This window comes from Streptococcus sp. k-163 (assembly GCF_013277555.1).
Lineage (GTDB): Bacteria > Bacillota > Bacilli > Lactobacillales > Streptococcaceae > Streptococcus.
Genome location: NZ_VMND01000019.1, coordinates 11,824 through 37,967 on the forward strand (window position 1 = coordinate 11,824; position 26,144 = coordinate 37,967).

Genomic DNA, 26,144 nt, shown 5'->3' on the forward strand with positions numbered 1-26,144 from the left:
ACAATTCGTTTTCAAAGCATTTCTGAAAATTTTCTTGATTTACAACTGAACACATCAGTGAATTTGTTGAAGACTTTCAAAAGAATTTTTAGCAAATTCCGTAATTTACTTGAATCTTCCCTAAAAAGGTAGTATAATAAATCTATAGAAAACGCTTACAGAAATAGGAGGGTGTATGAATAAGAAAAAAGCTTTAGAAACCTTTATAGCAGGTGAAAATTTTCACCTCCAGCATTATCTGGGAGCACATAGGGAAGAAAAAAATGGAGAGTATGGCTATACTTTTCGTGTGTGGGCACCCAATGCTCAAGCAGTTTATTTGGTAGGAGATTTCACCAATTGGGTAGAGAATCAAATTCCAATGGAACGAAATGAATTTGGTGTTTGGGAAGTTTTCACCAGTCTTGCTCAAGAAGGCCAAATTTATAAGTATCATATCACACGTGCAAATGGTCATCAGCTGATGAAGATTGACCCTTTGGCTGTACGGTATGAGGCACGACCTGGGACTGGTGCTATTTTAACAGATATTCCAGAAAAGAAATGGAAGGATGGTCTCTGGCTAGCCCGTAGAAAACGCTTGAGTTTTGAAGAACGTCCTGTCAATATTTACGAGGTTCATGCTGGTTCTTGGAGGAGAAATCCTGATGGTAGCCCTTATAGTTTTGCTCAATTGAAAGATGAACTCATTCCTTACTTGGTTGAGATGAACTATACTCATATTGAGTTTATGCCTTTGATGTCTCACCCACTAGGTTTGAGTTGGGGCTATCAGCTTATGGGTTACTTTGCTTTAGAGCATGCCTATGGTCGCCCTGAAGAGTTTCAAGATTTTGTTGAGGAATGTCACTTAAACAATATTGGGGTTATTGTGGACTGGGTGCCTGGTCACTTCACCATTAATGATGATGCCTTGGCTTATTATGATGGGACTCCGACTTTTGAATACCAAGACCATCATAAGGCTCATAACTACGGTTGGGGTGCTCTCAATTTTGACCTTGGAAAAAATGAAGTTCAGTCCTTCTTGATTTCTAGTATCAAGTTTTGGATTGACTTTTACCATTTGGACGGTATTCGAGTGGATGCGGTTAGCAACATGCTCTATCTTGACTACGATGATGCTCCATGGACACCTAATAAAGATGGTGGTAATCTCAACTATGAAGGTTATTATTTCCTTCAACGCCTGAATGATGTGATTAAACAATATCATCCAGACGTTATGATGATAGCTGAGGAAAGTTCATCAGCTACTCAGATTACTGACACCAAGGATTCAGATGGTCTAGGATTTGATTATAAGTGGAATATGGGCTGGATGAATGATATCCTCCGATTCTACGAAGAAGATCCGATCTATCGTAAATACGACTTTAACCTGGTGACTTTCAGCTTTATGTATGTCTTCAAGGAGAATTATCTCCTACCATTCTCGCACGATGAAGTGGTTCATGGCAAGAAGAGTATGATGCACAAGATGTGGGGAGATCGTTATAATCAATTCGCAGGTTTGCGTAATCTCTACACTTACCAAATTTGTCACCCAGGTAAGAAATTGCTCTTCATGGGTAGTGAATATGGACAATTTCTAGAATGGAAATCTGAAGAACAGCTAGAATGGTCTAATCTAGAAGACCCAATGAATGCTAAGATGAAGTATTTCACTTCTCAGTTAAACCAGTTTTACAAAGCCCATCGCTGTCTGTGGGAAATCGATACCAGCTATGATGGGATTGAAATCATCGATGCGGATAATCAAGACCAGAGTGTTCTTTCCTTTATCCGTAAGGGTAAAAAGGATGATATGTTAGTTTGTGTCTTTAATATGGCACCTGTTGAACGAAAAGATTTTACAATTGGACTTCCTGTTGCAGGGATTTACGAAGAAGTTTGGAATACTGAGTTAGAAGAGTGGGGAGGCGTTTGGAAAGAACATAATCAAACTGTTCAAACGCAAGAAGGACTATGGAAAGATTATGAGCAGACCTTGACCTTTACCCTACCGGCTATGGGAGCAAGTGTATGGAAAATCAAGCGTCGCTTGAAACCTACTAAAATTGTCACAAGTAAAAACAAAAAAGGAGTAGAAAATGAAGAATGAAATGTTAGCTTTGATTCTTGCTGGTGGGCAAGGAACTCGTCTCGGTAAACTCACTCAAAGCATCGCAAAACCAGCTGTGCAATTTGGTGGGCGCTACCGTATCATTGACTTTGCTCTCTCAAACTGTGCCAACTCAGGCATTCACAATGTTGGAGTAATCACACAGTATCAACCACTTGCTCTTAACAATCATATTGGGAATGGTTCAAGTTGGGGATTAGACGGTATCAATTCTGGTGTCTCTATTCTTCAACCTTATTCAGCAAGTGAAGGAAATCGTTGGTTTGAAGGGACTAGTCACGCTATTTACCAAAATATCGACTATATCGACAGTGTTAATCCTGAGTATGTTTTGATTCTATCTGGGGACCACATCTACAAAATGGACTATGATGATATGCTCCAGTCTCACAAGGATAATAATGCTAGTTTGACAGTAGCAGTTCTTGATGTTCCTCTGAAAGAAGCAAGCCGTTTTGGTATCATGAACACAGATGCTAACAATCGTATTGTAGAATTTGAAGAGAAACCAGCCCAACCTAAATCTACCAAAGCATCTATGGGGATTTACATCTTTGATTGGCAACGCCTTCGCAATATGCTAGTTGCTGCTGAAAAGAGTAATGTCGATATGTCAGACTTTGGTAAGAATGTCATTCCAAATTACCTTGAGTCTGGTGAAAGTGTCTATGCTTATGAATTTAATGGTTACTGGAAAGACGTTGGTACGATTGAGTCGCTTTGGGAAGCGAACATGGAGTACATTTCTCCAGAAAATTCCTTGGATAGTCGTAACCGTCAATGGAAGATTTACTCAAGAAACTTGATTTCACCACCAAACTTCCTTGGGGCCAACGCTCATGTGGAAGACTCCTTAGTTGTAGATGGATGCTTCGTTGATGGAACTGTTAAACATTCTATCCTTTCAACAGGAGCACAAGTTCGCGAAGGGGCAGAAGTAGTAGATTCAGTTATTATGAGTGGTGCAATTGTTGGTCAGGGAGCTAAAATTAAACGTGCCATTATTGGTGAAGGTGCAGTTATTTCTGATGGCGTCGAAATTGATGGAACAGAAGAAGTACAAGTTGTAGGATATGATGAAGTAGTGGGGGTAGCAACAGATGAAGATTGATAAATATTCTGCCATTTTAGGAAACACAGTTGGTTTTCATGATATGTCAACACTGACAGACCACCGTCCAGTAGCTAGTTTGCCATTTGGTGGTAAATATCGCTTGATTGACTTCCCGCTATCAAGTCTTGCTAACGCTGGTGTTCGTAGTATTTTTGGTATTTTCCAACAAGACAATATTAGCTCAGTCTTTGACCATATTCGTTCAGGACGTGAGTGGGGCTTGTCAACTCTTCTAAGTCACTATTATCTAGGTATTTACAGTACCCGTGTGGAAAGTAGTACAGTTGGAAAAGAATACTACCAACAGCTTCTTACTTATTTGAAACGTTCTGGCTCAAACCAAACAGTTTCACTAAACTGTGATGTTTTGATTAATATCGATTTGAACCAAGTTTTCCATCTACACACTACAACAAAGGGACCTATCACTGTAGTTTATAAGAAACTTCCTAAGAAAGATATTTCAGAAGTCAATGCAATCTTGGAAGTGGATGAAACAGACCATGTTCGTTCTCATAAACTCTTTGATAGTAAATCATCAGATGAAGTCTATAATATGTCCACAGATATCTTTGTCGTTGATACACCGTGGTTGATTGAACGCTTAGAAGAAGAAGCTAAGAAAGAACATCCAGAGAAGTTACGCTATGTTTTACGGGATTTGGCTGCAAAAGAAGGGGCTTTTGCCTACGAGTACACAGGTTATCTGGCAAATATTCACTCTGTAGAGTCTTATTACCAAGCTAACAAAGATATGCTTGAATCTCAAAAATTTTACTCTCTCTTTACTCCAAACCAAAAGATTTATACAAAGGTTAAAAACGAAGAGCCAACTTATTATGCTAATACATCTAAGGTAAGTACTTCTCAGTTTGCGTCTGGTAGTATCATTGAAGGTCATGTGGCAAATTCTGTTCTATCACGTAATATTCATGTACACAATGATAGCCTGGTTAAAGATAGCCTGCTCTTCCCTCGTGTTGTTATTGGAGAAGGAGCTCAGGTAGAATATGCTATCTTGGACAAGGGTGTTGAAGTTGAGCCTGGCGTTGTAATCCGTGGAACTGCAGAGCATCCAGTCGTCGTTAAGAAAGGTGCTAAAGTAACAGAGGATATTCATTCATGAAAATTTTATTTGTAGCAGCAGAGGGTGCTCCCTTTTCAAAAACAGGTGGTTTGGGAGACGTCATTGGCGCTCTTCCCAAATCACTGGTAAAAGCTGGGCACGAAGTTGCAGTGATTTTACCCTACTATGACATGGTAGAGGCTAAATTTGGAAATCAGATTGAAGATGTTCTTCATTTTGAGGTGAGCGTCGGTTGGCGCAGACAGTACTGTGGGATTAAGAAAACCGTCTTAAACGGTGTAACTTTCTACTTTATTGACAATCAATATTATTTCTTCCGTGGTCATGTTTATGGTGATTTTGACGACGGAGAACGCTTTGCCTTTTTCCAACTGGCTGCCATTGATGCTATGGAAAGAATTGACTTCATTCCTGACCTTCTCCATGTTCATGACTACCATACAGCTATGATTCCTTTCTTGTTAAAGGAAAAATACCGTTGGATTCAAGCCTATCAAGGCATTAAAACTGTTTTAACCATTCATAATTTGGAATTCCAAGGACAATTTTCAGAAGGAATGTTGGGTGACTTGTTTGGAGTTGGCTTTGAACGTTACGCTGATGGCACCCTTCGCTGGAACAACTGTCTGAACTGGATGAAGGCTGGTATCCTCTATGCTGACCGTGTTTCAACAGTTTCGCCTAGTTATGCTCATGAAATTATGACCAGTCAGTTCGGATGTAACTTGGATCAGATTCTTCGAATGGAATCTGGCAAGGTATCTGGTATCGTGAACGGGATTGATGCTGACCTGTATAATCCTCAGACGGATACTCTTTTAGACTATCATTTCAATCAGGAAGATTTGTCTGGTAAAGCCCAGAACAAGGCAAAATTGCAAGAAAGAGTTGGCTTGCCAGTTAGAGCTGACGTTCCACTGGTGGGAATTGTTTCTCGTTTGACACGTCAAAAAGGTTTTGATGTCGTGGTGGAAAGTCTTCACCATATCTTGCAAAATGATGTTCAGATTGTGCTTTTGGGAACTGGAGATCCAGCCTTTGAAGGAGCTTTCTCATGGTTTGCTCAGATTTATCCTGACAAGCTATCAGCAAATATCACTTTTGATGTCAAACTAGCTCAAGAAATCTATGCTGCTTGTGACCTCTTCCTCATGCCGAGTCGTTTTGAACCATGTGGCTTGTCTCAAATGATGGCGATGCGGTACGGAACCTTGCCATTGGTTCATGAAGTTGGTGGTTTGCGAGATACTGTTCAAGCTTTTAATCCAATAGAAGGAAGCGGTACAGGCTTTAGCTTTGACAATCTATCTCCTTATTGGTTAAATTGGACTTTCCAAACAGCATTGGACTTGTATAGAAACCATCCTGACGTTTGGAGAAACCTACAAAAACAAGCTATGGAGTGTGATTTCTCATGGGATACAGCCTGCAAATCATACCTTGACTTGTACCATAGTTTAGTTAACTAATAGATAAAATCGTATGATGACTTCATACGATTTTTGGGCTATTTAGAGAGGAGAACTGATGTCTCAAGTAAAAGGCTTGTGTGTTATGGATGTTGATGGAACCTTAATCCTAGAAGAAGTGATTGATTTGTTGGGAAGAGAGGCAGGTCGTGAGGAGGAAATTTCGCAGATTACAAGTCGGACAATGCGAGGAGAGTTAGACTTTGAAAGCAGTTTAAGAAAAAGAGTATCCTTATTGGCAGGTCTTCCTGTTTCGGTCTTTGAGAAAGTCTTCAACTCTATTCATCTATCGCCAAATGCTCAGAAATTCGTTTTTATTCTCCAAAAGAATGGCATACTAGTAGGTCTGGTGTCCGGTGGATTTAGTCCAATAGTTGAGAGATTAGCCAAATCCCTTGGCATTACCTATTTTTCTGCCAACAAACTTGAAGTCAAAGACGGTTTTCTAACAGGGGAATTAGTTGGAGCAACTATAAGCCCTGAAGTCAAACAAGCAACTCTGGAAAAATGGAGAAAGGAACTCAAACTCTCTAAAGAAAGAACAGTTGCAATCGGTGATGGGGCCAATGATCTATTGATGCTAAAGTCAGCGGGAATAGGAGTCGCTTTTTGTGCCAAAGAAGTTCTGAAAAAAGAAATACCACATCATGTTGACAAGAGGGATTTGTTAGAAATTCTTCCTTTGATTGACTTTTTAGAATGAGGGAAAATATGAAGATTGTAATTGCACCAGATTCGTTTAAGGAAAGCTTGACTGCAGAGCAGGTTGCTGAAGCTATTAAGAGAGGGTTCCAACAATCGCTAGCAGATGTAGACTGTCTCCTCTGCCCTGTTGGTGATGGGGGAGAAGGTACTGTAGATGCTATCCGACATTCTCTTGACATGGAAGAAAAAAGGATTCAAGTGACAGGACCTTTTGGTCAAGAAGAAGCCATCCGCTATTCTCAAAAAGGGGAATTAGCCCTATTTGAAGTAGCTGACTTGGTCGGCCTTGGAAAAATTCCGCCGGAGGAACGAAATCCACTGCAAATCCAAACTTGTGGTATTGGAGAATTGATTTGCCACCTCATTGCTCAAGGGATTAAAGAAATTTATATTGGCGTTGGTGGTACGGCCAGTAATGATGGAGGACTGGGGATTGCTGCTGCTTTAGGTTATCAATTTTATGATAGGAATGGAAATGTCTTGCCTGCATGCGGTCAATCCTTGCTAAAATTAGCTTCTGTTTCAACAGAAGATTGCTATGAAATTCCTGAAGATGTTCAAATTCGTATTTTAGCAGATGTCGTGAGTCCCTTATGTGGTCATCAAGGTGCGACCTACATTTTTGGAAAACAAAAAGGCCTAGATCCTACTATGTTTAAGGCCGTAGATCAGACGATACAAAATTTTTATGAAAAAGTTTCACCTGCAACATTGGAAATTAAAGGAGCAGGTGCTGGTGGAGGTATTGCTGGTGGTTTGTGTGCCTTTGCTCATGCAAGTATCGTATCTGGGATTGACACCTGCCTAGACTTGATTGACTTTGATAAGAAAGTTTCTGATGCTGACTTGGTTATTGTTGGGGAAGGAAGACTAGATCGTCAAAGTTTAGCAGGGAAAGCACCAATTGGTGTAGCAAAAAGAACCCCTGTCGGAGTTCCTGTTATTGCTATTTGCGGTAGTCTCGCTGAAGATTTACCTTCCCTACCATTTGAAAATATCCAAGCTGCCTTTTCTATTTTGGAGAAAAGTGAACCTTTAGAAGATAGTTTGAAAAATGCCAGTATCTATTTAGAGCATACGGCTACCAATATTGGAAATTTATTAAATATGCCTAAGATTTAGCCAAACCATTTTTTCCAAATGGATGTTTTGGCAGGTTCTTCCTTTTTACCTTCCCAAAGTTCTGGAAAAGCAAGTCGAAGATCCTTTTCTTCTACTTGAACTGGTGCATTGGTGTGAATAATCAGGCCAAAAGGAGAAGAAGTATGCTCTTCAGATACAATGGTAGCTTGACTATCGGTTTCTTTAGCTTCCTTCAAATAGAAAACTTGCTTGTCAAATTCGATAGTTGGTGAAATCTTCACAAATAGTGGCTCAGACTTTTCCTGAAGGTTTTCTAAAATAGATAAAAAGCCTTTTTCTAACTGAGGGCTATTTGCTGTGTCAATATCTGCATATCCAAGAACTCTTTCCTCAAAGGTACCAAGATAGCGTCTTTGCTCATCCGGATTTAATTTTGGCCCACCATGAGCTTTTTCAAGTAATTGTTTTGATAAATCTGTCATGAAAATAGTATATCATAAAAATAAAAAGAAAACATATAAAAGAAAGCGGTTGCTTAATAAAGTTAAGGAAAATTTACACAAAGATAACGTTTTTTCTTGAAAAAGGAGGGTTTTTAAGGTATTATAGAGGTGTAAAAAATTTAACTCATAAGGAGAGTAAAAAATGTCAATTATTACTGATGTTTACGCTCGCGAAGTCCTAGACTCACGCGGTAACCCAACACTTGAAGTAGAAGTTTACACTGAATCAGGTGCTTTCGGACGTGGTATGGTTCCATCAGGAGCTTCTACTGGTGAACACGAAGCAGTTGAACTTCGCGACGGTGACAAATCTCGTTACGGTGGTCTTGGTACACAAAAAGCTGTTGACAATGTAAACAACATCATTGCTGAAGCTATCATCGGTTACGATGTACGTGACCAACAAGCTATCGACCGTGCTATGATCGCACTTGACGGTACTCCTAACAAAGGTAAATTGGGTGCAAACGCAATCCTTGGTGTGTCTATCGCTGTAGCTCGTGCTGCTGCTGACTACCTTGAAATCCCACTTTACAGCTACCTTGGTGGATTCAACACTAAAGTTCTTCCAACTCCAATGATGAACATCATCAACGGTGGTTCTCACTCTGACGCTCCAATCGCTTTCCAAGAGTTCATGATCTTGCCAGTTGGTGCACCAACATTTAAAGAAGCTCTTCGTTACGGTGCTGAAATCTTCCACGCTCTTAAGAAAATCCTTAAATCACGTGGTTTGGAAACTGCCGTAGGTGACGAAGGTGGATTCGCTCCTCGTTTCGAAGGAACTGAAGACGGTGTTGAAACTATCCTTGCTGCGATTGAAGCTGCTGGATATGTTCCAGGTAAAGACGTATTTATCGGATTTGACTGTGCGTCATCAGAATTCTACGATAAAGAACGTAAAGTTTACGACTACACTAAATTTGAAGGTGAAGGCGCTGCTGTTCGTACATCTGCAGAACAAATCGACTACCTTGAAGAATTGGTTAACAAATACCCAATCATCACTATCGAAGATGGTATGGACGAAAACGACTGGGATGGATGGAAAGCTCTTACTGAACGTCTTGGTGGTAAAGTTCAATTGGTTGGTGACGACTTCTTCGTAACAAACACTGCTTACCTTGAAAAAGGTATTGCTGAAGGAGCTGCTAACTCAATCCTTATCAAAGTTAACCAAATCGGTACTCTTACTGAAACATTTGATGCTATCGAAATGGCTAAAGAAGCTGGTTACACTGCCGTTGTATCACACCGTTCAGGTGAAACTGAAGATTCAACAATCGCTGACATCGCAGTTGCAACAAACGCAGGACAAATCAAAACTGGTTCACTTTCACGTACAGACCGTATCGCTAAATATAACCAATTGCTTCGCATTGAAGACCAACTTGGTGAAGTAGCTGAATACCGTGGATTGAAATCATTCTACAACCTTAAAAAATAATCGTTGATTTAACAACGTTTCTAGCCCTTCGGATAAAATCCGAAGGGCTATTTTTGTGTTCAGGGGGCATAAAAGGGGCATAACTTTTTAAAAAATATTTTTCATTACTTTGTCCAGTACATTGATTGCTTCATCTTTCATGTTTTTTGTAACGTGTGTGTAGATGGAAGTGGTGACCTCAGAATCAGAATGACCAACCCTGTCCATGATTGTTTTTAAAGGAATTTTATTTTCTGCTAAAATATTGGCCATCGCAGGCAGTATGTTTTTATAGGTGCTCAATTTGATTTATTTTTGTGGGATCCTCTTATTTTAAGATGAATACCAATTATAAGTGATTTGCATATCCAGGATACTACAAAGAAAGGCAAGCTAGTGGCTACATAAATTTTATTTCATATTCTTTAAAGCTGTTTACTCTGTTAGCAATTTTATTTGATATGATCAAATAAAATTAATAGTTTATTGAATCCCTTTCTAATTTATTACATAATTTATTTTATGTAATTTATAAACTGTCCAGAGCATTCTTTTGTTCATCATTGACGATATGAGTATAGAGGTCAGTGACTTGCGTACTGGCGTGTCCTAGCTGGTGGCTAACCAAAACTTGCGATTTAGTTGCATCATAGAGCCTAGTTGCTAGGGTATGGCGGAGTTTGTGGGGAGTTACGCGGACTTTGAAGTCCTCAGAGTACTTAGCAACCATCTTTTCCACGCTGGAAGCATCGATACGATTGGGAACACCTCTATAGAGTGTTAAAAAGAGGGCTGTATCCGTCTTTTCCGTCTTATAGCGTTGACTTCGAATGGCTAGATAATTCTCTAGATAAGGCTTAGCAAAGGCTGCGACATTGACCGAGTCACGTTTACCACCTTTTCGAGTGACATCAATAACCATCATCTTGAGATTGAGATCTCTTAGATCCAGATTAACAGCTTCAGATAAGCGAACACCTGACGCTAAGAGAAGAGCAATAATGGCTAAATCACGTTCCTTATTTTTATTGAACGATGATAGAGCACGATTTGAGAGCTGTTGTGGGTACTCCTGGTCGATATAAGTCAGAAAACCTTCTGTTTCATCACCTAGAAAAAGTTTTTGCTTGATGTTTTCAGCTCTAGCAGCAAGCGTTTCTTTCTTTTTCTTGGTTGAAACTTTCTTCATTACATTTCGATAGAAATAAGGTTCGCCCTGGTCGTTTTCAACCTCCTCGGTCAAATACTTGTAAAGACTAGAAAGGGCTGACAAGGTGCGGTTGATTGTCGTCTGAGAAACACCTTGCTTGGTTGTATTGGCGTTCAGCAAAGGACGTTCACGTAGATAAAGGATAAAAGCTTCCACGTCTTTCTTAGACATATTTTCCAAGACAGATAAAGGAATATCAGACATTTTATCGGCGTTTGATATACCAGACTCCAAAACCCAGCTGAAAAATCGATCGTATTCCTTGAGGTATTCGTACAAGGTGGTAAAACTGTAGGGAACGGCAAGCTTAGATTGGTAGTATTCCAAAACATACCAGGGCATGATTTGTTTTAGTTTGTCGATTCGTTCCAGTAAAATCTCGCGTTTCATGTATTTTCTCCATAAATAAGTCTACTAGTAGTATAGCATAGACTTATACATTTTTCAAGAAAATTATAGTTTTTCGGAAAGATGTTATAAGAGCTTTTAAAGTGATAAAAAAGATTTACTTTATATTTACTTTATAAATACTACTAGAAATAGGTCATTAGACTAAAAAAAACCTGATTTTATGTGGAATAAAAACCAAGTCTTTTTTGTATATATGAATCCATTAAAAAATTTTTAACGTTTTCCAATTAAAATTAGAAAAAATTATTCTTATAATTCAATTTCTCTAAAAAATTTCAATTGCCAATTTTGTGTTGCTAGAGCCGTTGTATTTAAATTTGTGCACCAAGGTGGATAAAATCTCATAGACATTTTCCCATTGTTGTCTTTTGTTGATAGAATTTTTCTACTGATAGCCTCTTCATTTGAAATAATAAAAAGTCCGCTCTTATCATTATCGATAACAACAATAACGAGTTCATCTCCCAAATCTTCATTGGTATAAGGAATGTTCTTGTTATTTTGGTCTTTTTTCCAAAATGCTGTAAAATATCCTTCTTTTTTCGGTGTTCTTTTTGCCAAGCGGCATCTTTTATATTCTTTATCTTCATCTTCCTTTATATTGATGAGGATGCCTTCGTATTTTTCATTACACTTTTCTTTAATGAATTCAAAATCACCATAAAATTTATGTAGAACATCAAGTATTCTCATTATGATGTAGGTCCTCCTTGGAATTTTCTTAATTAAATTGTTTACATAATATAAATTATGTAAAAACCTACAACAACAAATCTTTGACTTTTCCAATTTCACTTTTGGGAATAACCAGATGAATCATATCCCCCAGATACATTCTGGTTGAGCCATTAACGGTCTGGCTCTTGCCATTATGGACTTGGGTGGTGATGAGTACGTTATGTGGCAAGTTGAGTTCGTGTACTTGTTTTCCAGCGATTTTGTCAGATACAGGGATTTCAATGAGAGTGACTTCTCCTTCATCTGTCGCTTCTTCAGGCAGCATTTTTTCCAACATAGCCTCATAGACTGGTGCCCCCTTGAGCAAATCCATGATGATGTAAGCTACTAAGGTTACTAAGCCAAGTGGCATGAGGTTGCGAATGTCGCCTACCATCTCGGTTACCAGAATCATGGCAGTTAAGGGAGCCTTGGATATTGCTCCAAAATAGCCACTCATTCCCAGAATGACAAATATAGGAAATTGCTCCTGACTGACAAGTCCAATATTCACACAAATGACACCAACTAGGGCACCAAGCAAGGAACCAAGCGCCAGAATGGGTAGAAAAATTCCTCCTGGAAGGCCACTTCCATAGCTAATCATGCTCCAAACAAAGCGAATCAAAAAGTAAGCTAATAGAACTTGGAAACTAAAATCTTGCTCAGTTAGGGAAAGGACGACCTGATTTCCACCACCAAGGATTTGGGGTAAGAAGATTCCCACTGGTATGATGAGAATAAAGGCAAGAATTGGGTAATAAGCCCTATCCAAATGGATTTTTTGACCAAGCCAATCATAAACTCGACCAACATTGAGCACAGCTTTCTCATAGAGAAAACCAGATAGTCCAAGAAAAACTCCCATAACCAAGTAAATCCAATACTGATCAAGGGTCATGAGTGGGATATTGTCTGGCATATCCAGTACGGGTGTTAGGCCAAATATGAGTAAAGAAACAAAGTTTGCTACGAGACTAGCTGCGAGAGTAGATACCCAGAAAAAGCGTGAAAAATGGTGATAAACTTCTTCTACCACAAAGAGAAGTCCTGCAATCGGTGCATTAAAGGCTGCAGCTAGACCAGCGGCAGCTCCACTCGCAATCAGGGAACGCTCCTCTACTGGACTGGATTTGAGCCACTTGGCAATTCCTTTACCGCCGACCGCTCCAAGTTGAATACTGGGTCCCTCACGCCCCAGCATGAGTCCACTGGCAATAGCAAGAATACCTAGCACATATTTTTTCCAGAGAACGCTCCACCAGTTGAGACTCATCAATCCCTTTAATTCTGCTTCGACTTGAGGAATTCCTGAGCCTTTGATATCTTTTTCTGACCGAGTTAATTTCGCACTGAGCCAGCAGATGAGTATGTAAAATAAAACCAGTACAAAAAGATTGCGCACTAGGTGCGCTTGATCTTGATAAAATCCTTGTATCAGGTGGAATCCTTTTTCAATTAAGAAACGAAAGGATCCAACGATAATTCCAACAACGAGACCAACAAGGATTCCTCGTCCAACTTGGGATAATATAGTACTTGAGGCAAAGGCAAATTCTTTCTTGGAACTGAGTGTTTCTGACTGTTCCTCCATAATCATTCCTTCTAACTTAACTTTCTTTTTCTCCTGAAACCAGTGATTTTACTGGTTCAAAGCTGGTTCGATGAATTGTGGTAACTCCTAGTTTTTCAAGTCCTACCAGGTGTTTAGCTGTTCCATATCCTGCATTAGCAGCAAAATCATAGCCAGGGAACTGCTGATCGTAGTCATTCATCAATTCATCACGTGTCACCTTGGCTACTATGGAAGCTGCTGCAATTGAAAGGGAATTAGCATCACCTTTGATGATGGAGGTTTGTGAAATTGGTAAATCCAGTTTCATAGCATCTATCAAAAGGTGCTCAGGTTGAGGACTGAGTTGGGAGATTGCTTCCTTCATAGCCAGTTTGGTCGCTTCATAGATATTGACTTGGTCGATGACCTGATTATCCATGATACCAATCCCGATTGACAAGGCTTGGTCTTGAACTGCTTTGAAAATCTCCAGATGCTTCTTTTTAGGAATTTTCTTGCTATCGTTGAGACCTTTAATCTTACAATTTTGAGGTAAAATAACGGCTGCCGCGACTACAGGGCCAGCAAGAGGACCACGGCCGACCTCATCAACACCAGCAATTAAGGTCAATCCTTGCTTATAAAGTTCTTTTTCATAAGAAAGCATGGATTCCAAACGCAAATTTTCATCTAATTCAGCTTGAATGGCTTTTTTACGCTTGCTGATTTCCTTTTGAACTCCAGAGCGACCATCCTTTTCAAGTTCTAAAAAAATAGGGCTTTCTAAATCCTTGACTGTTGCAAGGAGTTCTTTTATTTCTTTAATCGTCGCCATCTAGGTCTTCCAATGTATCTAAGGTATAGTTACCGAGTTTACCATCACGGACTTCCTTCACGAAGAGACTGTAGAAACGGTCATAGTCGTCTCTGAAACCGAGGGCGCGGGTCATGTCCATAATAATAACAGGAGCTTCTTCTTCAATTTTCATTTGTTTGAAGCGTTCAGCCAGCTTTTCTGGATAATGTTCTTTGAAATAATTGATACCAAAAATGGTCACCTCATCCATAGGAAGCAACTGGTCTTTGATAGCTCCAGTCAAGGCTAGTTTAAGAGCGACAGTTTCGTCTTCGAACTTAGGCCAGAGAATCCCTGGTGTATCCAAGATTTCCAGGTCTTTATTGGTTTTGAGCCATTGTTGCCCCTTGGTCACACCTGGTTTGTTACCGACAACGGCAATCTTCTTACCAGCTAAGCGGTTCATGAGAGTTGATTTACCAGCGTTTGGAATCCCGATAATCATGGTACGCAAGGTTTCAATCTTAATCCCACGTTCTTTCTGGCGAGCAATTTTATCAGCCATGAGCTTTTTAGCAGCATCAGTTACAACTTTTACAGTTACTTGCTCTTTGGAGTTGATAGCTAGCGTCTGGATTCCTTGTGATTCAAAATATTGACGCCATTCCTTGGTTATTGCTGGATCAGCCAAGTCCGCCTTGTTTAAAATCAAGAGTTTTGGTTTGTCACCAACAATCTTAGTCAACATAGGATTTTGACTAGATAGAGGTAAGCGTGCATCAACCAAAATCGTCACAAAATCAACAAATTTTAAATTCTCCTGCACCTGTCGACGCGCTTTAGACATGTGACCAGGAAACCATTGAATAGTTGCCATTGAGTTTTTTCCTTTCGTATCAAGGGTTTAGAGCCCCTATTTTATTTTACTATCGCTTGAACATAAAATGAATGATGTTCAAACAATTTTTGTTTTATAATACAGAAATCTACTTTATATTATATCATGACTTCTATAGCCCTTCAAGCTCCCTGAATAGAAAAAAGCCATCAAATGATGACTTTTCAGAGGGAGCAAAAACTGTCCCCTTTATATTTTAAACAACGGATTTAAGAAACCATCTGTGTTTTGCAACAATTTCTTATAAACTTTCCACTTGAGGCCTTCGGTATGCTTGAAACCACCTTCTTTCAAGTCTTTCTCAACAGCAGTGTTAAATAAGTCTTGGAGTTGAGCATAAGTTGAAATTTTAGAACCGTCTACTTCAATCTCAACAAAGCCTTTCTGTGCTTTCGCATACACTTCATGATACCAATGTTTCTTCCACTCTTCGAGGTTTTGGAATTGATTATTAGAAACTTTCTTGATAATGAAATCATCACCTAAAAGCCCTTTATTTTCTCTGTTGGCATCACCTTTTAACTTGTTAGAAACATAAGGGATAAAGCCATTTTCATAACCATAGTAACCCCACATACGGAAAGTATTGTGTTTAAAGGAAATAGAACCTACGGTGCTTCGACTCGTATTCCCGCCAAAGATACCTGCCATCATATTGACAGTTTGATAAGCACTATCAAAACCTTCCGTACGGAAGCGACCGTTATTTGGCATACCATGAAGAGTTACAAAGTTATTATCTACCAACTTGTCAATGCTATCAATTGGTAATTTCTTCTCTTCTTCCGTCAAGTCACGCAATTTGTCCCACTGGTGTGGTTCTCCAATTAAACGGTTTCTATCCGCATTGGTGCGCCACTCTTTATCCATCTTCTTGAACCACTTAGAGTTATCAGATAACTTCTGCTTAATAACTGCAGTAGCTTCTAAGTAATCTAACATCATCATAGACTCATTGTAGTTTTTCATATAACTATCAATCTTGTCTCGACTGTCTAACTTAGCTGGATCATAGTTATAAAGTTGCTCTCCATCATTTTTACGCTCATAAGCCATATTGATACCGAGCGCACCGTATTCACTATTTGGAGTAGACTTATCAGGAGTTTGTAACATACCTTGAGCGAAGGCTTCTAAATCAGTACCTTCACGGTGTCTATGACCTCCGTAGTAAACCATTCTATCGTTAACGTGAGTCGTTTCATGGGTGAAGGCTGAAATACCAAAGTCGTCTAACATTTTCGTAACCATGAAATACACTTGATCGTCTTTATACGGGTCACCATAAATCTTAGCCATCGCACCCATAGCGCCATTTACTTGATGCCAACGATCAGTCGGGCCGAATAGCTCACGAATAGGAGATACCACTGCACCACCTCGTCCATAACCTTGACGATTTGCATCGGGAATGCCGTCATACCACTGACTGTCCCACACAGGAGTCGGTACCATATTTTGACTCTTAAGGAGTTTATCACGTACACTCGGAAGAGCTAAACGAGACCAAAAGTCTAGGTATCTTTGTTGTGCTTTTGCTACTAAATTAATCTTAGGTTTTAAAGACTCTCTCGCTTCCTCTGTATTTTTACCATATCTCTCAAATGAACTATAAGCTAAAGTGTTATAGGTAGAAATCATAAATATATGAGCTTTCTTCAAATTGAGCAATGGTAAAATCATACGACCGTGAATATCATTATTTAAACCATCAAATACACGGTGACGCTTATCTTTAAAGACTTCTGTGCTTGTTTCAGGTTCTACTACATAAACGTTTTTCGCAGAATGAATAAACCAGTCATTCAAATCTTTATCTTCTGTAAATAAACGCATGTTGTAGTCTAAGAAGCTACGTAAATCACCTTTACCAGTTGCACCAGCAATCACTTCTTTGTAAGCATCTTGCGTACGGTCACCTTTTAAGAAATGCTCTCTTGACCCAATTTGAATCAAACGATCTAATACACTTGGTGTCTTACCATAAAAGTCAGGTTTAAACATCATAATATCTTTGATACTCAAATCACCATATTTGATATCATAGTAACGATTAAGATAAGTCAGTCCCATCATAATTTTAGCTTTGTTATCTTCAACTTTCTTAAGTAAAGCACGCTCAACTACTTCCCCACCGTTTAACTGATGATCTTCATTTTCTAAAATCTGACTAACAAGTTTTTCTAAGTTTCCTTTTACTTCTTCAAAGCTTTCTTCGAAATACAAGCCTTTAATATACTCAGTTTTCTTATCTGGTGTGTTCTTCCAAGGTTTATCACGCTGATCCATCAAGCTACGAACTTCATCTGAAAGTAAGGTAACACTAGCTAACTTCTCTTTAATACCGCTTGCTAACTGGTTACGATTCTTCATAACCATATTTGGAGTATAGACAATGTTTTGACCTGCCACATCATACTCTTTTACTTGAGCTACTTTAGAGTCCGTTTTAGCAGTTACAGCTAACTCTTCTTTTGTACCATCAGCATAGTGAACCATAATCTTATCAATATCCGATAAATCAGTTACAAACTGCCCTGCTTTCATACCCGTTACAGACAGAACGGTTTTCTTAACAAGATTGGACTCATCTGTTAGCTTATTCCCTTGGTTTACAATCCACTCTTTGTTATAAAATGGTTGAAGTTTTTCCAAGTTTCGATAAGCTAGGTTTCTTGTTTCTTGGTAGTCCTGAATCGCTTTATATTCAGAATCTCTATCAACGATACGATTTAACTTGTTTACAACTGGATCTTGAATAGTAAAGGTGTTGGCTGTGATATTCATCTTAGCGATTTTAGCATCTGCTTCTTCTTGAGAGATACCAGTAATACGATTTGAATGTTTGTAGGAAGATAAACCACTTGCAACACCATTTACATAATTTACACGTTTGATATTATCTAATCCAAAATATTGGTCATTATCATTCAAGGCTGGTGAACCATAGACAATTTCACCATTATTTACTTTAAGCATTGTTACGACGTCTTCAATAACACCCCAGTTAAAGTTGTTATGAATTACACCTCCACTTTCGCCATGCTGAATCAAATTCATAGTACCTTTTATTACAGCATTTCGGAGAAATCCTTTTTTACCTACTGTCATCGAGTCAATACCATGATCTAGTTTACCAATTAAACCACCATATTTAGATTTATTGGCACTAATCTTAGCATCAACGTAAGCTTTATCAACGTTACTTATCCAACTTTCGCTGACAAGTCCACCAGACCACCAGCCTTTATCTCCAAGACTATTAATCTTGCCAATAAAAGCTACATTGCGCATATTAGCTTCGTCTAACTTATTAACAGCACCGGTTACATCATTATTTCCTGTTACTGAACCTACTACTTTGATATTCTCAAGTGTAGACTTCTTAAACATATTACCAATAGGTGCAACTTTATCAGCCCAAGGCATGTTTATATTTACATTACCTAAGTTAAAGTTTTTGAGTGTAGCACCTTCAGCCTCATTAAACAAAGGTCTTTCTAAGTTATGAATCGTGTACTGATGATTCTCTACACTTGATAAAGTACCTCTAAACTTAGCCATAACATAAGCTTTACCTGCTGGCTTAACGTTAACTGCATTCAAATCTGCACCAAGTTTAAACTCACCGGTAGGATTTGCTTGCATGTCTTTTGCTAAATCATGGAAGTTGTAATAAACCTTATCCTCGGTAGCCCTCGGTTTTTCAAGATAATAAGTGTAAGTGTCTCTTAACTTACCGTCTTTATCACGTTGAACTAAGTCAGGTGCTTTTGCCGTTATCTTGTAAAGCTGCTTACCTTCCTCAATGACCTCTTCAATCTTATCAATTGCTAAACGAGTCACTTTGTTTTCTCTGGAGGTTACTTTTAAGTAATAGTTGTTAACATTACTTGGAAGAGAGGTTAAATGATTACTATCGCTTTCGACACCGCTTTCGTTTACTTGTACGAGACTGGTATTTGCAATATCTTTCAACTCAACTTTCTTTAAATCTAAGCGTAAAGGTTTATCTTCCAAAGTCGATACTTCTGCACCCTTACCTATATCATAAGTCATAGTGGTTGAAATCGTATAATCTTTGTAATAGTCTAAGTTCTCTAATACTTGAGATAAGTTATCGGTTTTTAAATCAAGCGTTTTTACAATTTTTCCACCTTCTTTAATAGTCGCTACAATGCGTGTAATTGTAGCATTGTCTTGATTTTCTAGATTGTAATTAATTGTAGCAGACTTAGCTAAAACATCCTTAGATACAGTGGTCAGAGTCAAAACAGGAGCCGTTTTTTCTTTGGGCTTTTCTTTGGTACCTTTTACAAGAATTTCAGGCTTCATTTCTTTCAAAATAGTTACTGTTTCAACTGGGTCACTGATTTTTTTGCCATGTAACTCTTCATAGCTAGTAACAATTTGACGTTCGCCATCCTCACCAACTTGTTTAATAGAATCATCACCTATAAATTTGCTAGAATCAGATTCTTCTGTGATAGTTTTAGGAATAGTCTCTGTACGAATATCAGTATGTAAGGCAGGAAGCTCTTCTCTCTCTGGAGCAACGTCAGGAACTGTAGCTAGTGGATCGGTATACTCTGAGATTTCAATAACCGGCGGATCAATTAAGTTTCCTGTTTCATCTACTCCTGTTGTACCTACAGATTCCGTGTATTCTGACTTCTCGGACTTGGGTGCTTCTTCTGGAACTGTGCCTACCGGTTCAGTGTATGCTGGTTTTTCATGAACTTCTGGCTCACCTTTATCAGTTACAACAGCTTCGGGTAAGGCTGGTTGAACTTCAGGTTCCCCTTTGTCAGTCACAACTGCTTCGGGTAAGGCTGGCTGAACTTCCGGTTCGCCTTTATCAGTTACAACAGCTTCGGGTAATGCCGGTTGAACCTCAGGTTCACCCTTTTCTGTGACTACAGCTTCTGGCAACTCAGCTTGAACTTCTGGTTCTCCTTTTTCAGTTACAACAGCTTCTGGTAATGCTGGTTGAACTTCAGGTTCTCCTTTTTCAGTTACAACAGCTTCTGGTAAGGCTGGTTGAACTTCTGGTTCTCCTTTTTCAGTTACAACAGCTTCTGGTAAGGCTGGTTGAACTTCTGGTTCCCCTTTTTCAGTCACAACGGCTTCTGGTAATGCTGGTTGAACTTCAGGTTCCCCTTTTTCAGTCACAACGGCTTCGGGTAAGGCTGGTTGAACCTCAGGTTCTACCAGATTACCACCAACTGGTGCTGTATATTCTGGTTTCTCTGCTTTAGGTGCTTCATCAGGTACTGTGCCCACTGGTTGAGTGTATTCTGGTTTCTCTGCTTTAGGTGCTTCGTCTGGAGCCATACCTACAGGCTCAGTGTATGCTGGCTTCTCATACTTAGGAGCAACGTCAGGGACTGTGCCTACTGGAGCAGTGTACTCTGACTTCTCAGCTTTAGGTGCTTCGTCAGGCACTGTACCCACAGGTTGAGTGTATTCTGGTTTTTCATGAACTTCAGGCTCAACCAGATTACCACCAACTGGTGCTGTATGTTCTGGTTTCTCAGCCTTAGGAGCCTCATCTGGAACTGTGCCTACGGGTTTAGTGTATTCAGATTTCTCTGATTTAGTTGTCTCGTTTGGAACGGTGCTTACAGACTCTGGATTTTTAGTTTTTTCTGCTTTAGGCGCTTCATTATGAACATTTTGAATTTCAGATACTGGAACATTTTTTGTCCCCTCAGCTTTATGTTGAATTTCTGAAATTGCATCATCATTAAGGGGTAAGTATCCAATATAACGATATCCAGCAATTTGAACTACTCCTTCATGACTTGGAGCTTTCAAAGGATTGCTTATATCGAGAGCTTGCATACTAGAAAGACTAATCAGTCCGATAGTAGTAACTAAGAACAAACTACTAACTTTTTTCTTTTTATGAACCAAAAGGACTAAACTACCAACAGCTAATAGACCTAAAGCTGTAAGCACAGAAGTCGATGAACCTGTTGCAGGAAGAGCTTCCTGCTGATAAATAAGAGCATAAGTTACCTCATTATCAGTAGGAATTCCTGCTTGAATCTTGCTTTGTTCTTCCTTTGTAAGAGCGCTTTTTTCAATGTAATGATAGGTAGAAGCATGAATGACTGACGGCGCAACCAAGATACTTCCGAGTAAAACTGAACCAACAATCCCACAGATTTTTCGGATTGAAAACCGTTCTTTTTTAAATAATGACAAGCGTAATCACCTTCTTTAATTTTATTTCCTAATAGTAAACACTATTTTTTATTCTTAAAAATTGAACTTCTAAAATCATCAGTTTGATTTAGATAGGCCTTAAACACTGCTCTCTTTAACTTATGAACTGCACTATCATATTCTGGATTATAGTTGTCCCAAGAATAACGATTCTCATCTGCATCCTTACGGACAGCTTCGTCCATTAATCGCTGCAGTTCTTCTACACTATGAATCGTCTTTCTTGCAAAACTTGCCCAAGATTTAGTTGGATCGTTGAAGGTAACCTGCTTCAAGTTCCCAAACTGACCCACCCGTTCTTGGTACATAGCTGTCTTAAATTCTGCCCAAGTTTTATACTTACCTTCAAATACCTTTTCCAAAACAAGATCATCTGTCACCAATCCTCGTTCTTTACCATAAAGATTGATAGTTTTCCCTTGTTGTTTAGCAATTTCCTCGTATTGGTTTGAGATATAAGGTACCATTCCATCCTTAAAACCTTTGGCAGCCAAAAGTTCATAAGCTATCCTACGTCCCATCAAATCACCCGGAGTTCCCTTACTGCTCAGAGCCGAATAGATTGGGGCGAAGAGTTTAATCGTATAGTAACCGTTTCTTTCATATTCCCCAGACTTATATTCACGAGCTGACAAGATATTATTTGTAATCAAACTATCAAAGGTAGTCAATTTTTTGGCATCTTCTTCTGTCAGATTTTGTACAACGTTAGTAGCGTAAACCTCATTTCCATCTGCAGGATCTTTTACGTATTTATTCTCGATTTTTCTCAGGGCTGTCATTTTCTGATACGTATCTAATTGCTTCACGATAGATTGCCCTTCGAGATATTCCAACATGTAAACGACATCAAACATATTGTGGGCGTAGTTCTGAAGATCTGCTGCGTTATTAAATCTTGTAGTTGGATCAAGCACTTGCAATCGCTGACCTTCTGTACTATCTGATGTTTTATGTTTCAAGATAGAGTTGATGGTAATGGTTGCATCACTTGGTTGGTCAGGAGCTTGCAATAAGCCTTTTGCGAAGAACTCCGGTCCTAAGCCACTTCTTCGACCATAGCCACCAAGGTAAATATCCTGATCTGAATCATGTGTCATCTCATGGGTATAGGTGATAGCTCCATCCTTATCTAACATACGATAGGACATATAGTAAACGCCATCTCCAGTTGCATAAGCACCATGATGATTGTGAACTACTTTATTCCCCACTGGACCAAAGAAATTCTTCATCGCCGGATTGGTACTATCAAACTTAGCCTCAACTGTAGCTTTTCCAGATGTTGTATCATCTCCAAACTTATAGGCATCATAAAGTAGAATCGTACGATAGAGCTTTTCACGTCCTTCTTTATCTAAAATACGATACCAATAATCGTAGTGATCTCGCTGACGCTTGGCTGTTTCACGCGCATTATCTTCAACAAACTTATTGAGTTCATCTCCAGCTTTGTAGTCACTATTGCGGTAACGATCATAAGCTCCAAATCCTAGACTAGACATGGTCGAGATGACAAATACAGATCTTTCTGGCAAGGTGAGGAGAGGCAAGACCATATTGCGGTATTTCCAAGTACTACTAGTAATTCTGTCATAAACACCGATAGAATACTTAGTCCCTGCTTGCTCTTGCTTGGCTTTGACCTCTGCAATAGTGGATTTTTCTTCGACAATGAAAGCTTTGGTCTGTTTTTTAAACCAGTCATTATTGCTAGTGTTTGGTAAAAAGACTTTTCGGTAATTTTCTAGCGTGCTAAACAAATCTGTCGTTCCATGATGGCTGGCAAGACTGATAGCATAAGTATCGACATTGTTTTTAGCAAGAAGATTGTTAAAGCCAGATTTACCTAACTCAATCAGAGTATCTAATGGTGAAGTATTTCCTTTACCAAAGAAGTCCGGATGATACATAACTAGGTCTTTGACATTCACTTGACCATAGCTAAAGTTATACCAACGTTCTAAATAAGTTAAACCGAGTAGCAAGGCTTCCTTATTTTTCTTGATTTTATCTACAAGATAGCCTCTGGTAACTGGGTTGTCACCAACAAGTCCAGCATCTGCTGACAAGAGTTTTTTCAAACTGTTTGCCAAATCTTGTTTTGTTTTGGCGAACTGGTCTTCCAGATAGAGCTCAGTTTGCTTGACATCTGGAGAAATTCCGAGTGTCTTTCTGATGGCATCCGACTTATAGTCAATCTTTTGTAAGTCAGGTAAGACTTGCTTAATGATAGAGTCTTGGTCATACAAGAATTGATTTGGAGTGTAGAGGAGTCCTGTATCCCCTAAACTATATTCTGTTAGCTTGGCAAAATCAGTCTGGTACTTGAGATCGAGCTTCTCAGATGAATGGTCCTGATAGTGAAGCAAGAGTTTATTTGCAGTCTGTTTGTTGGAAACAATATCTGTGATGACTTGGTCATCCTTCATCATAACTGCGGACAAGAGTTCTTTTTGATATAAGAGACTGTTCTCCTTGACCAGGTTTCCGTATTTCACGATGGTCGCCTTGTTATAGAAAGGTAACAATTTTTCAATGTTCTTATAAACCAAAGCACGGTTAGCTTGATAATGCTTCACCTTAGAAAAATCACTTTCTTTACTACCACTTGTTGAAAGGGGCTCCACTGTTGGAGGAGTGAGAGGATTGATTTCTGCTTTTTTGTTAGTCACTTCAGAAGCCTCTAGCATTGTTCCTCTTTCTTCAAAGGATTCTTTGCTGACGACTTCATCCCTAACCAAGGTGACATTGTATACTCTGTTCGCCTTGCTGCTGAATGTGTCCTTCACCTTCATTCCATTGTAGTGGTAACCGGTAATAGCATTCCCGTTGGTTACATTGACATCACTTAGTACATTGGTCAACCTTCCTGCATGCTGTTCCTCATTCGTCTTTCGATCCCACAAATATCCAGCCACACCCGCAACTCTACCAAAGTGCTTGACATTGTTGATATCACCTTCAGCATAGCTATCCTGTATATGCGCATCTTGGTCTACTAGACCTGCTAGCCCACCAACAGTCTGATCTGAACTATTGGTGTTGGATGAAATGGCTACTGTCGCTTTTGACTTAGTCAGCGAAGCTTTGTTTCCTGTCAAATGACCGACCAGACCACCGATATTATAGGCAGCAGTTGTTTCATAGGTATTGATAATTCTTCCCTTGAAACTACTCTCTGTGATGCTTGATTGGTCTGCCTTAGCCAACAAACCACCGATACCGCGTTCTCCAGCCAGAACACCATCGACATGAACTTGTTTGATCTTTGTGCCATTCTGAGCTTCATTTGCCAGTGAAGCAATATCATTTTTCCCTGAAATAGTAACATTTTTTAGACTCAGTTTTTCTACTGTAGCACCACTCAAGTTTTCAAACAGAGGTTTTTTCAAGTTATAAATAGCATACTTCTTACCATCTTTTTCTCCAATCAACTGACCAGTAAAGGTTCCCTTGATATAGGATCTTTCATCAGGACCAAGCTCCACTTCGTTAGCATTCAGGCTGGCCGCTAAATGATAGGTTCCAGAGAGATTTTGGTTTATAGCTTTGACCAGATTACTAAAGGAAGTAAAGTTTGTCTTTTCCTCTTTAGACTTCTTATCGAGGTAGAAGGTGAAATGGTCGACATATTTATTGTTCTGCTCTTGCTGGAGTTTCTCAGCTTTGGCTGTGATTTTATAAACTGGCTGACCATTTCTTTCCTCTTCAGTTATTGAGGCGACTGGCAGATAGACATCTTTAAATGCCGAAGATTTTACCTTGACAAAGTAATTATCCGTATTCTTTGGAATTCCATCCAATGAGATATGTTGTTTATAAGTCCCATTCGTCTGGCTGTACAACTCAATATCCGAAACATTTCTTAATTCGAGTGTTTTTTCTGGATCCTGCTCTTTCGTTTTTTCAGTCGGAATATCTGGCTTTACTTGATCAATATCACCAGTGTATTCTGGAAGTGGGGCTACCTGTTCAGGCTCACCTTTGTCACTTACTACAGCCTCTGGCAAGGCGGGTTGGACTGCAGGTTCGCCTTTGTCGGTTACAACAGCCTCTGGTAACTCTGCTTGGACTGCAGATTCGCCTTTATCACTTACAACAGCTTCTGGTAACGCTGGTTGGACTTCAGGTTCGCCTTTGTCACTTACAACAGCTTCTGGCAAGGCGGGTTGGACTGCAGGTTCGCCTTTATCACTTACAACAGCTTCTGGTAACGCTGGCTGGATCGCAGGCTCACCCTTGTCGGTTATTACAGCTTCTGGCAACTCTGCTTGGACTGCAGGCTCACTCTTGTCGGTTATTACAGCTTCTGGCAACTCTGGTTGGACCGCAGGTTCACCTTTATCAGTAACAACAGCTTCTGGTAATTCTGGCTGGACTTCAGGTTCATCTTTGTCACTTACAACGGCTTCTGGTAGCTCTGGTTGGACTGCAGGTTTACCTTTGTCACTTACTACAGCCTCTGGCAACTCTGCTTGGACTGCAGGTTCGCCTTTATCACTTACAACAGCTTCTGGTAACGCAGGTTGAACTTCAGGTTCGCCTTTGTCGGTTACTACTACTTCTGGTAACGCTGGTTGGATTGCAGGTTCCCCTTTTTCAGTTACAACAGCTTCTGGTAAAGCGGGTTGGACTGCAGGTTCGCCTTTATCACTTACAACAGCTTCTGGTAATTCAGGCTGAACTGCAGGTTCACCTTTATCGGTTACAACAGCTTCTGGCAACTCTGGTTGAACTGCAGGCTCCCCTTTGTCGGTTACAACAGCTTCTGGTAACGCTGGTTGGACTGCTGGCTCGCCTTTGTCACTTAC

The 26,144-nt window shown here is 39.5% G+C and carries 15 protein-coding genes and 1 pseudogene; 7 read left to right on the top strand and 9 right to left on the bottom strand.

Going from position 1 to position 26,144, the window contains the following annotated elements; all coding sequences use genetic code 11:
* Window positions 1-175 precede the first annotated feature (175 nt).
* The 6 genes from glgB to HT731_RS07755 are packed head-to-tail and all read left to right on the top strand — an operon-like array spanning window position 176 to window position 7,622.
* Window positions 176-2,104: a 1,4-alpha-glucan branching protein GlgB gene (glgB, locus tag HT731_RS07730; protein WP_173278382.1), complete on the top strand. Its 1,929-nt coding sequence runs from the start codon at window positions 176-178 to the stop codon at window positions 2,102-2,104.
* Complete coding sequence (locus HT731_RS07735; RefSeq protein WP_173278383.1) at window positions 2,094-3,236, top strand: glucose-1-phosphate adenylyltransferase; 1,143 nt, start codon at window positions 2,094-2,096, stop codon at window positions 3,234-3,236. The genes glgB and HT731_RS07735 overlap by 11 nt, the downstream gene beginning before the upstream one ends.
* Window positions 3,226-4,365 carry a glucose-1-phosphate adenylyltransferase subunit GlgD gene (gene glgD / locus HT731_RS07740; RefSeq protein ID WP_173278384.1) on the top strand — a complete coding sequence of 380 codons (1,140 nt, stop codon included), beginning with the start codon at window positions 3,226-3,228 and terminating at the stop codon, window positions 4,363-4,365. The genes HT731_RS07735 and glgD overlap by 11 nt, the downstream gene beginning before the upstream one ends.
* Window positions 4,362-5,795: a glycogen synthase GlgA gene (glgA, locus tag HT731_RS07745; protein WP_173278385.1), complete on the top strand. Its 1,434-nt coding sequence runs from the start codon at window positions 4,362-4,364 to the stop codon at window positions 5,793-5,795. The genes glgD and glgA overlap by 4 nt, the downstream gene beginning before the upstream one ends.
* A 58-nt stretch (window positions 5,796-5,853) precedes the next feature.
* Window positions 5,854-6,498, top strand: coding sequence for a phosphoserine phosphatase SerB (serB, locus tag HT731_RS07750; protein WP_173278386.1), 645 nt, complete (start codon window positions 5,854-5,856; stop codon window positions 6,496-6,498).
* Window positions 6,499-6,506: 8 nt separating this feature from the next.
* Complete coding sequence (locus tag HT731_RS07755) at window positions 6,507-7,622, top strand: glycerate kinase (RefSeq protein ID WP_173278387.1); 1,116 nt, start codon at window positions 6,507-6,509, stop codon at window positions 7,620-7,622.
* On the opposite strand, the gene HT731_RS07760 is transcribed toward HT731_RS07755, so the two are convergent.
* Entirely contained in the window at window positions 7,619-8,065 is a 447-nt protein-coding gene (locus HT731_RS07760) for a DUF1694 domain-containing protein (protein ID WP_033680226.1), read from the bottom strand. The genes HT731_RS07755 and HT731_RS07760 overlap by 4 nt on opposite strands.
* Window positions 8,066-8,228: 163 nt before the next feature.
* Here HT731_RS07760 and eno point away from each other — a divergent pair, with 163 nt between their 5' ends.
* The gene (gene eno / locus HT731_RS07765; protein ID WP_173278388.1) at window positions 8,229-9,533 is read left to right on the top strand and encodes a surface-displayed alpha-enolase; all 1,305 of its coding nucleotides are present in this window, start codon (window positions 8,229-8,231) and stop codon (window positions 9,531-9,533) included.
* A gap of 87 nt (window positions 9,534-9,620) precedes the next feature.
* On the opposite strand, the pseudogene HT731_RS07770 reads toward eno, so the two are convergent.
* The 8 genes and pseudogenes from HT731_RS07770 to HT731_RS07805 all read right to left on the bottom strand — a co-directional run.
* A pseudogene (locus tag HT731_RS07770) lies at window positions 9,621-9,779 on the bottom strand (integrase); the annotation flags it as partial.
* A 262-nt stretch (window positions 9,780-10,041) separates the two neighbouring features.
* Window positions 10,042-11,112 (bottom strand): tyrosine recombinase XerS, encoded by a 1,071-nt coding sequence (gene xerS, locus HT731_RS07775; protein ID WP_173278389.1) that lies wholly within the window; start codon window positions 11,110-11,112, stop codon window positions 10,042-10,044.
* A gap of 270 nt (window positions 11,113-11,382) precedes the next feature.
* Window positions 11,383-11,826 carry a MepB family protein gene (locus HT731_RS07780; protein ID WP_049540162.1) on the bottom strand — a complete coding sequence of 148 codons (444 nt, stop codon included), beginning with the start codon at window positions 11,824-11,826 and terminating at the stop codon, window positions 11,383-11,385.
* A 67-nt stretch (window positions 11,827-11,893) separates the two neighbouring features.
* Entirely contained in the window at window positions 11,894-13,444 is a 1,551-nt protein-coding gene (locus HT731_RS07785) for a ClC family H(+)/Cl(-) exchange transporter (protein ID WP_173278390.1), read from the bottom strand.
* 16 nt (window positions 13,445-13,460) lie between these two features.
* Window positions 13,461-14,240, bottom strand: a complete 780-nt coding sequence (locus HT731_RS07790) for a ribonuclease HII (RefSeq protein WP_173278391.1) — start codon at window positions 14,238-14,240, stop codon at window positions 13,461-13,463.
* Window positions 14,227-15,078 (bottom strand): ribosome biogenesis GTPase YlqF, encoded by an 852-nt coding sequence (gene ylqF / locus HT731_RS07795; RefSeq protein ID WP_173278392.1) that lies wholly within the window; start codon window positions 15,076-15,078, stop codon window positions 14,227-14,229. The genes HT731_RS07790 and ylqF overlap by 14 nt, the downstream gene beginning before the upstream one ends.
* A gap of 210 nt (window positions 15,079-15,288) precedes the next feature.
* Window positions 15,289-21,309 carry an SIALI-17 repeat-containing surface protein gene (locus tag HT731_RS07800; protein WP_188113891.1) on the bottom strand — a complete coding sequence of 2,007 codons (6,021 nt, stop codon included), beginning with the start codon at window positions 21,307-21,309 and terminating at the stop codon, window positions 15,289-15,291.
* A gap of 41 nt (window positions 21,310-21,350) precedes the next feature.
* Window positions 21,351-26,144: ZmpA/ZmpB/ZmpC family metallo-endopeptidase (locus tag HT731_RS07805; protein WP_173278395.1), on the bottom strand; the 4,794-nt coding region annotated here is incomplete at its 5' end.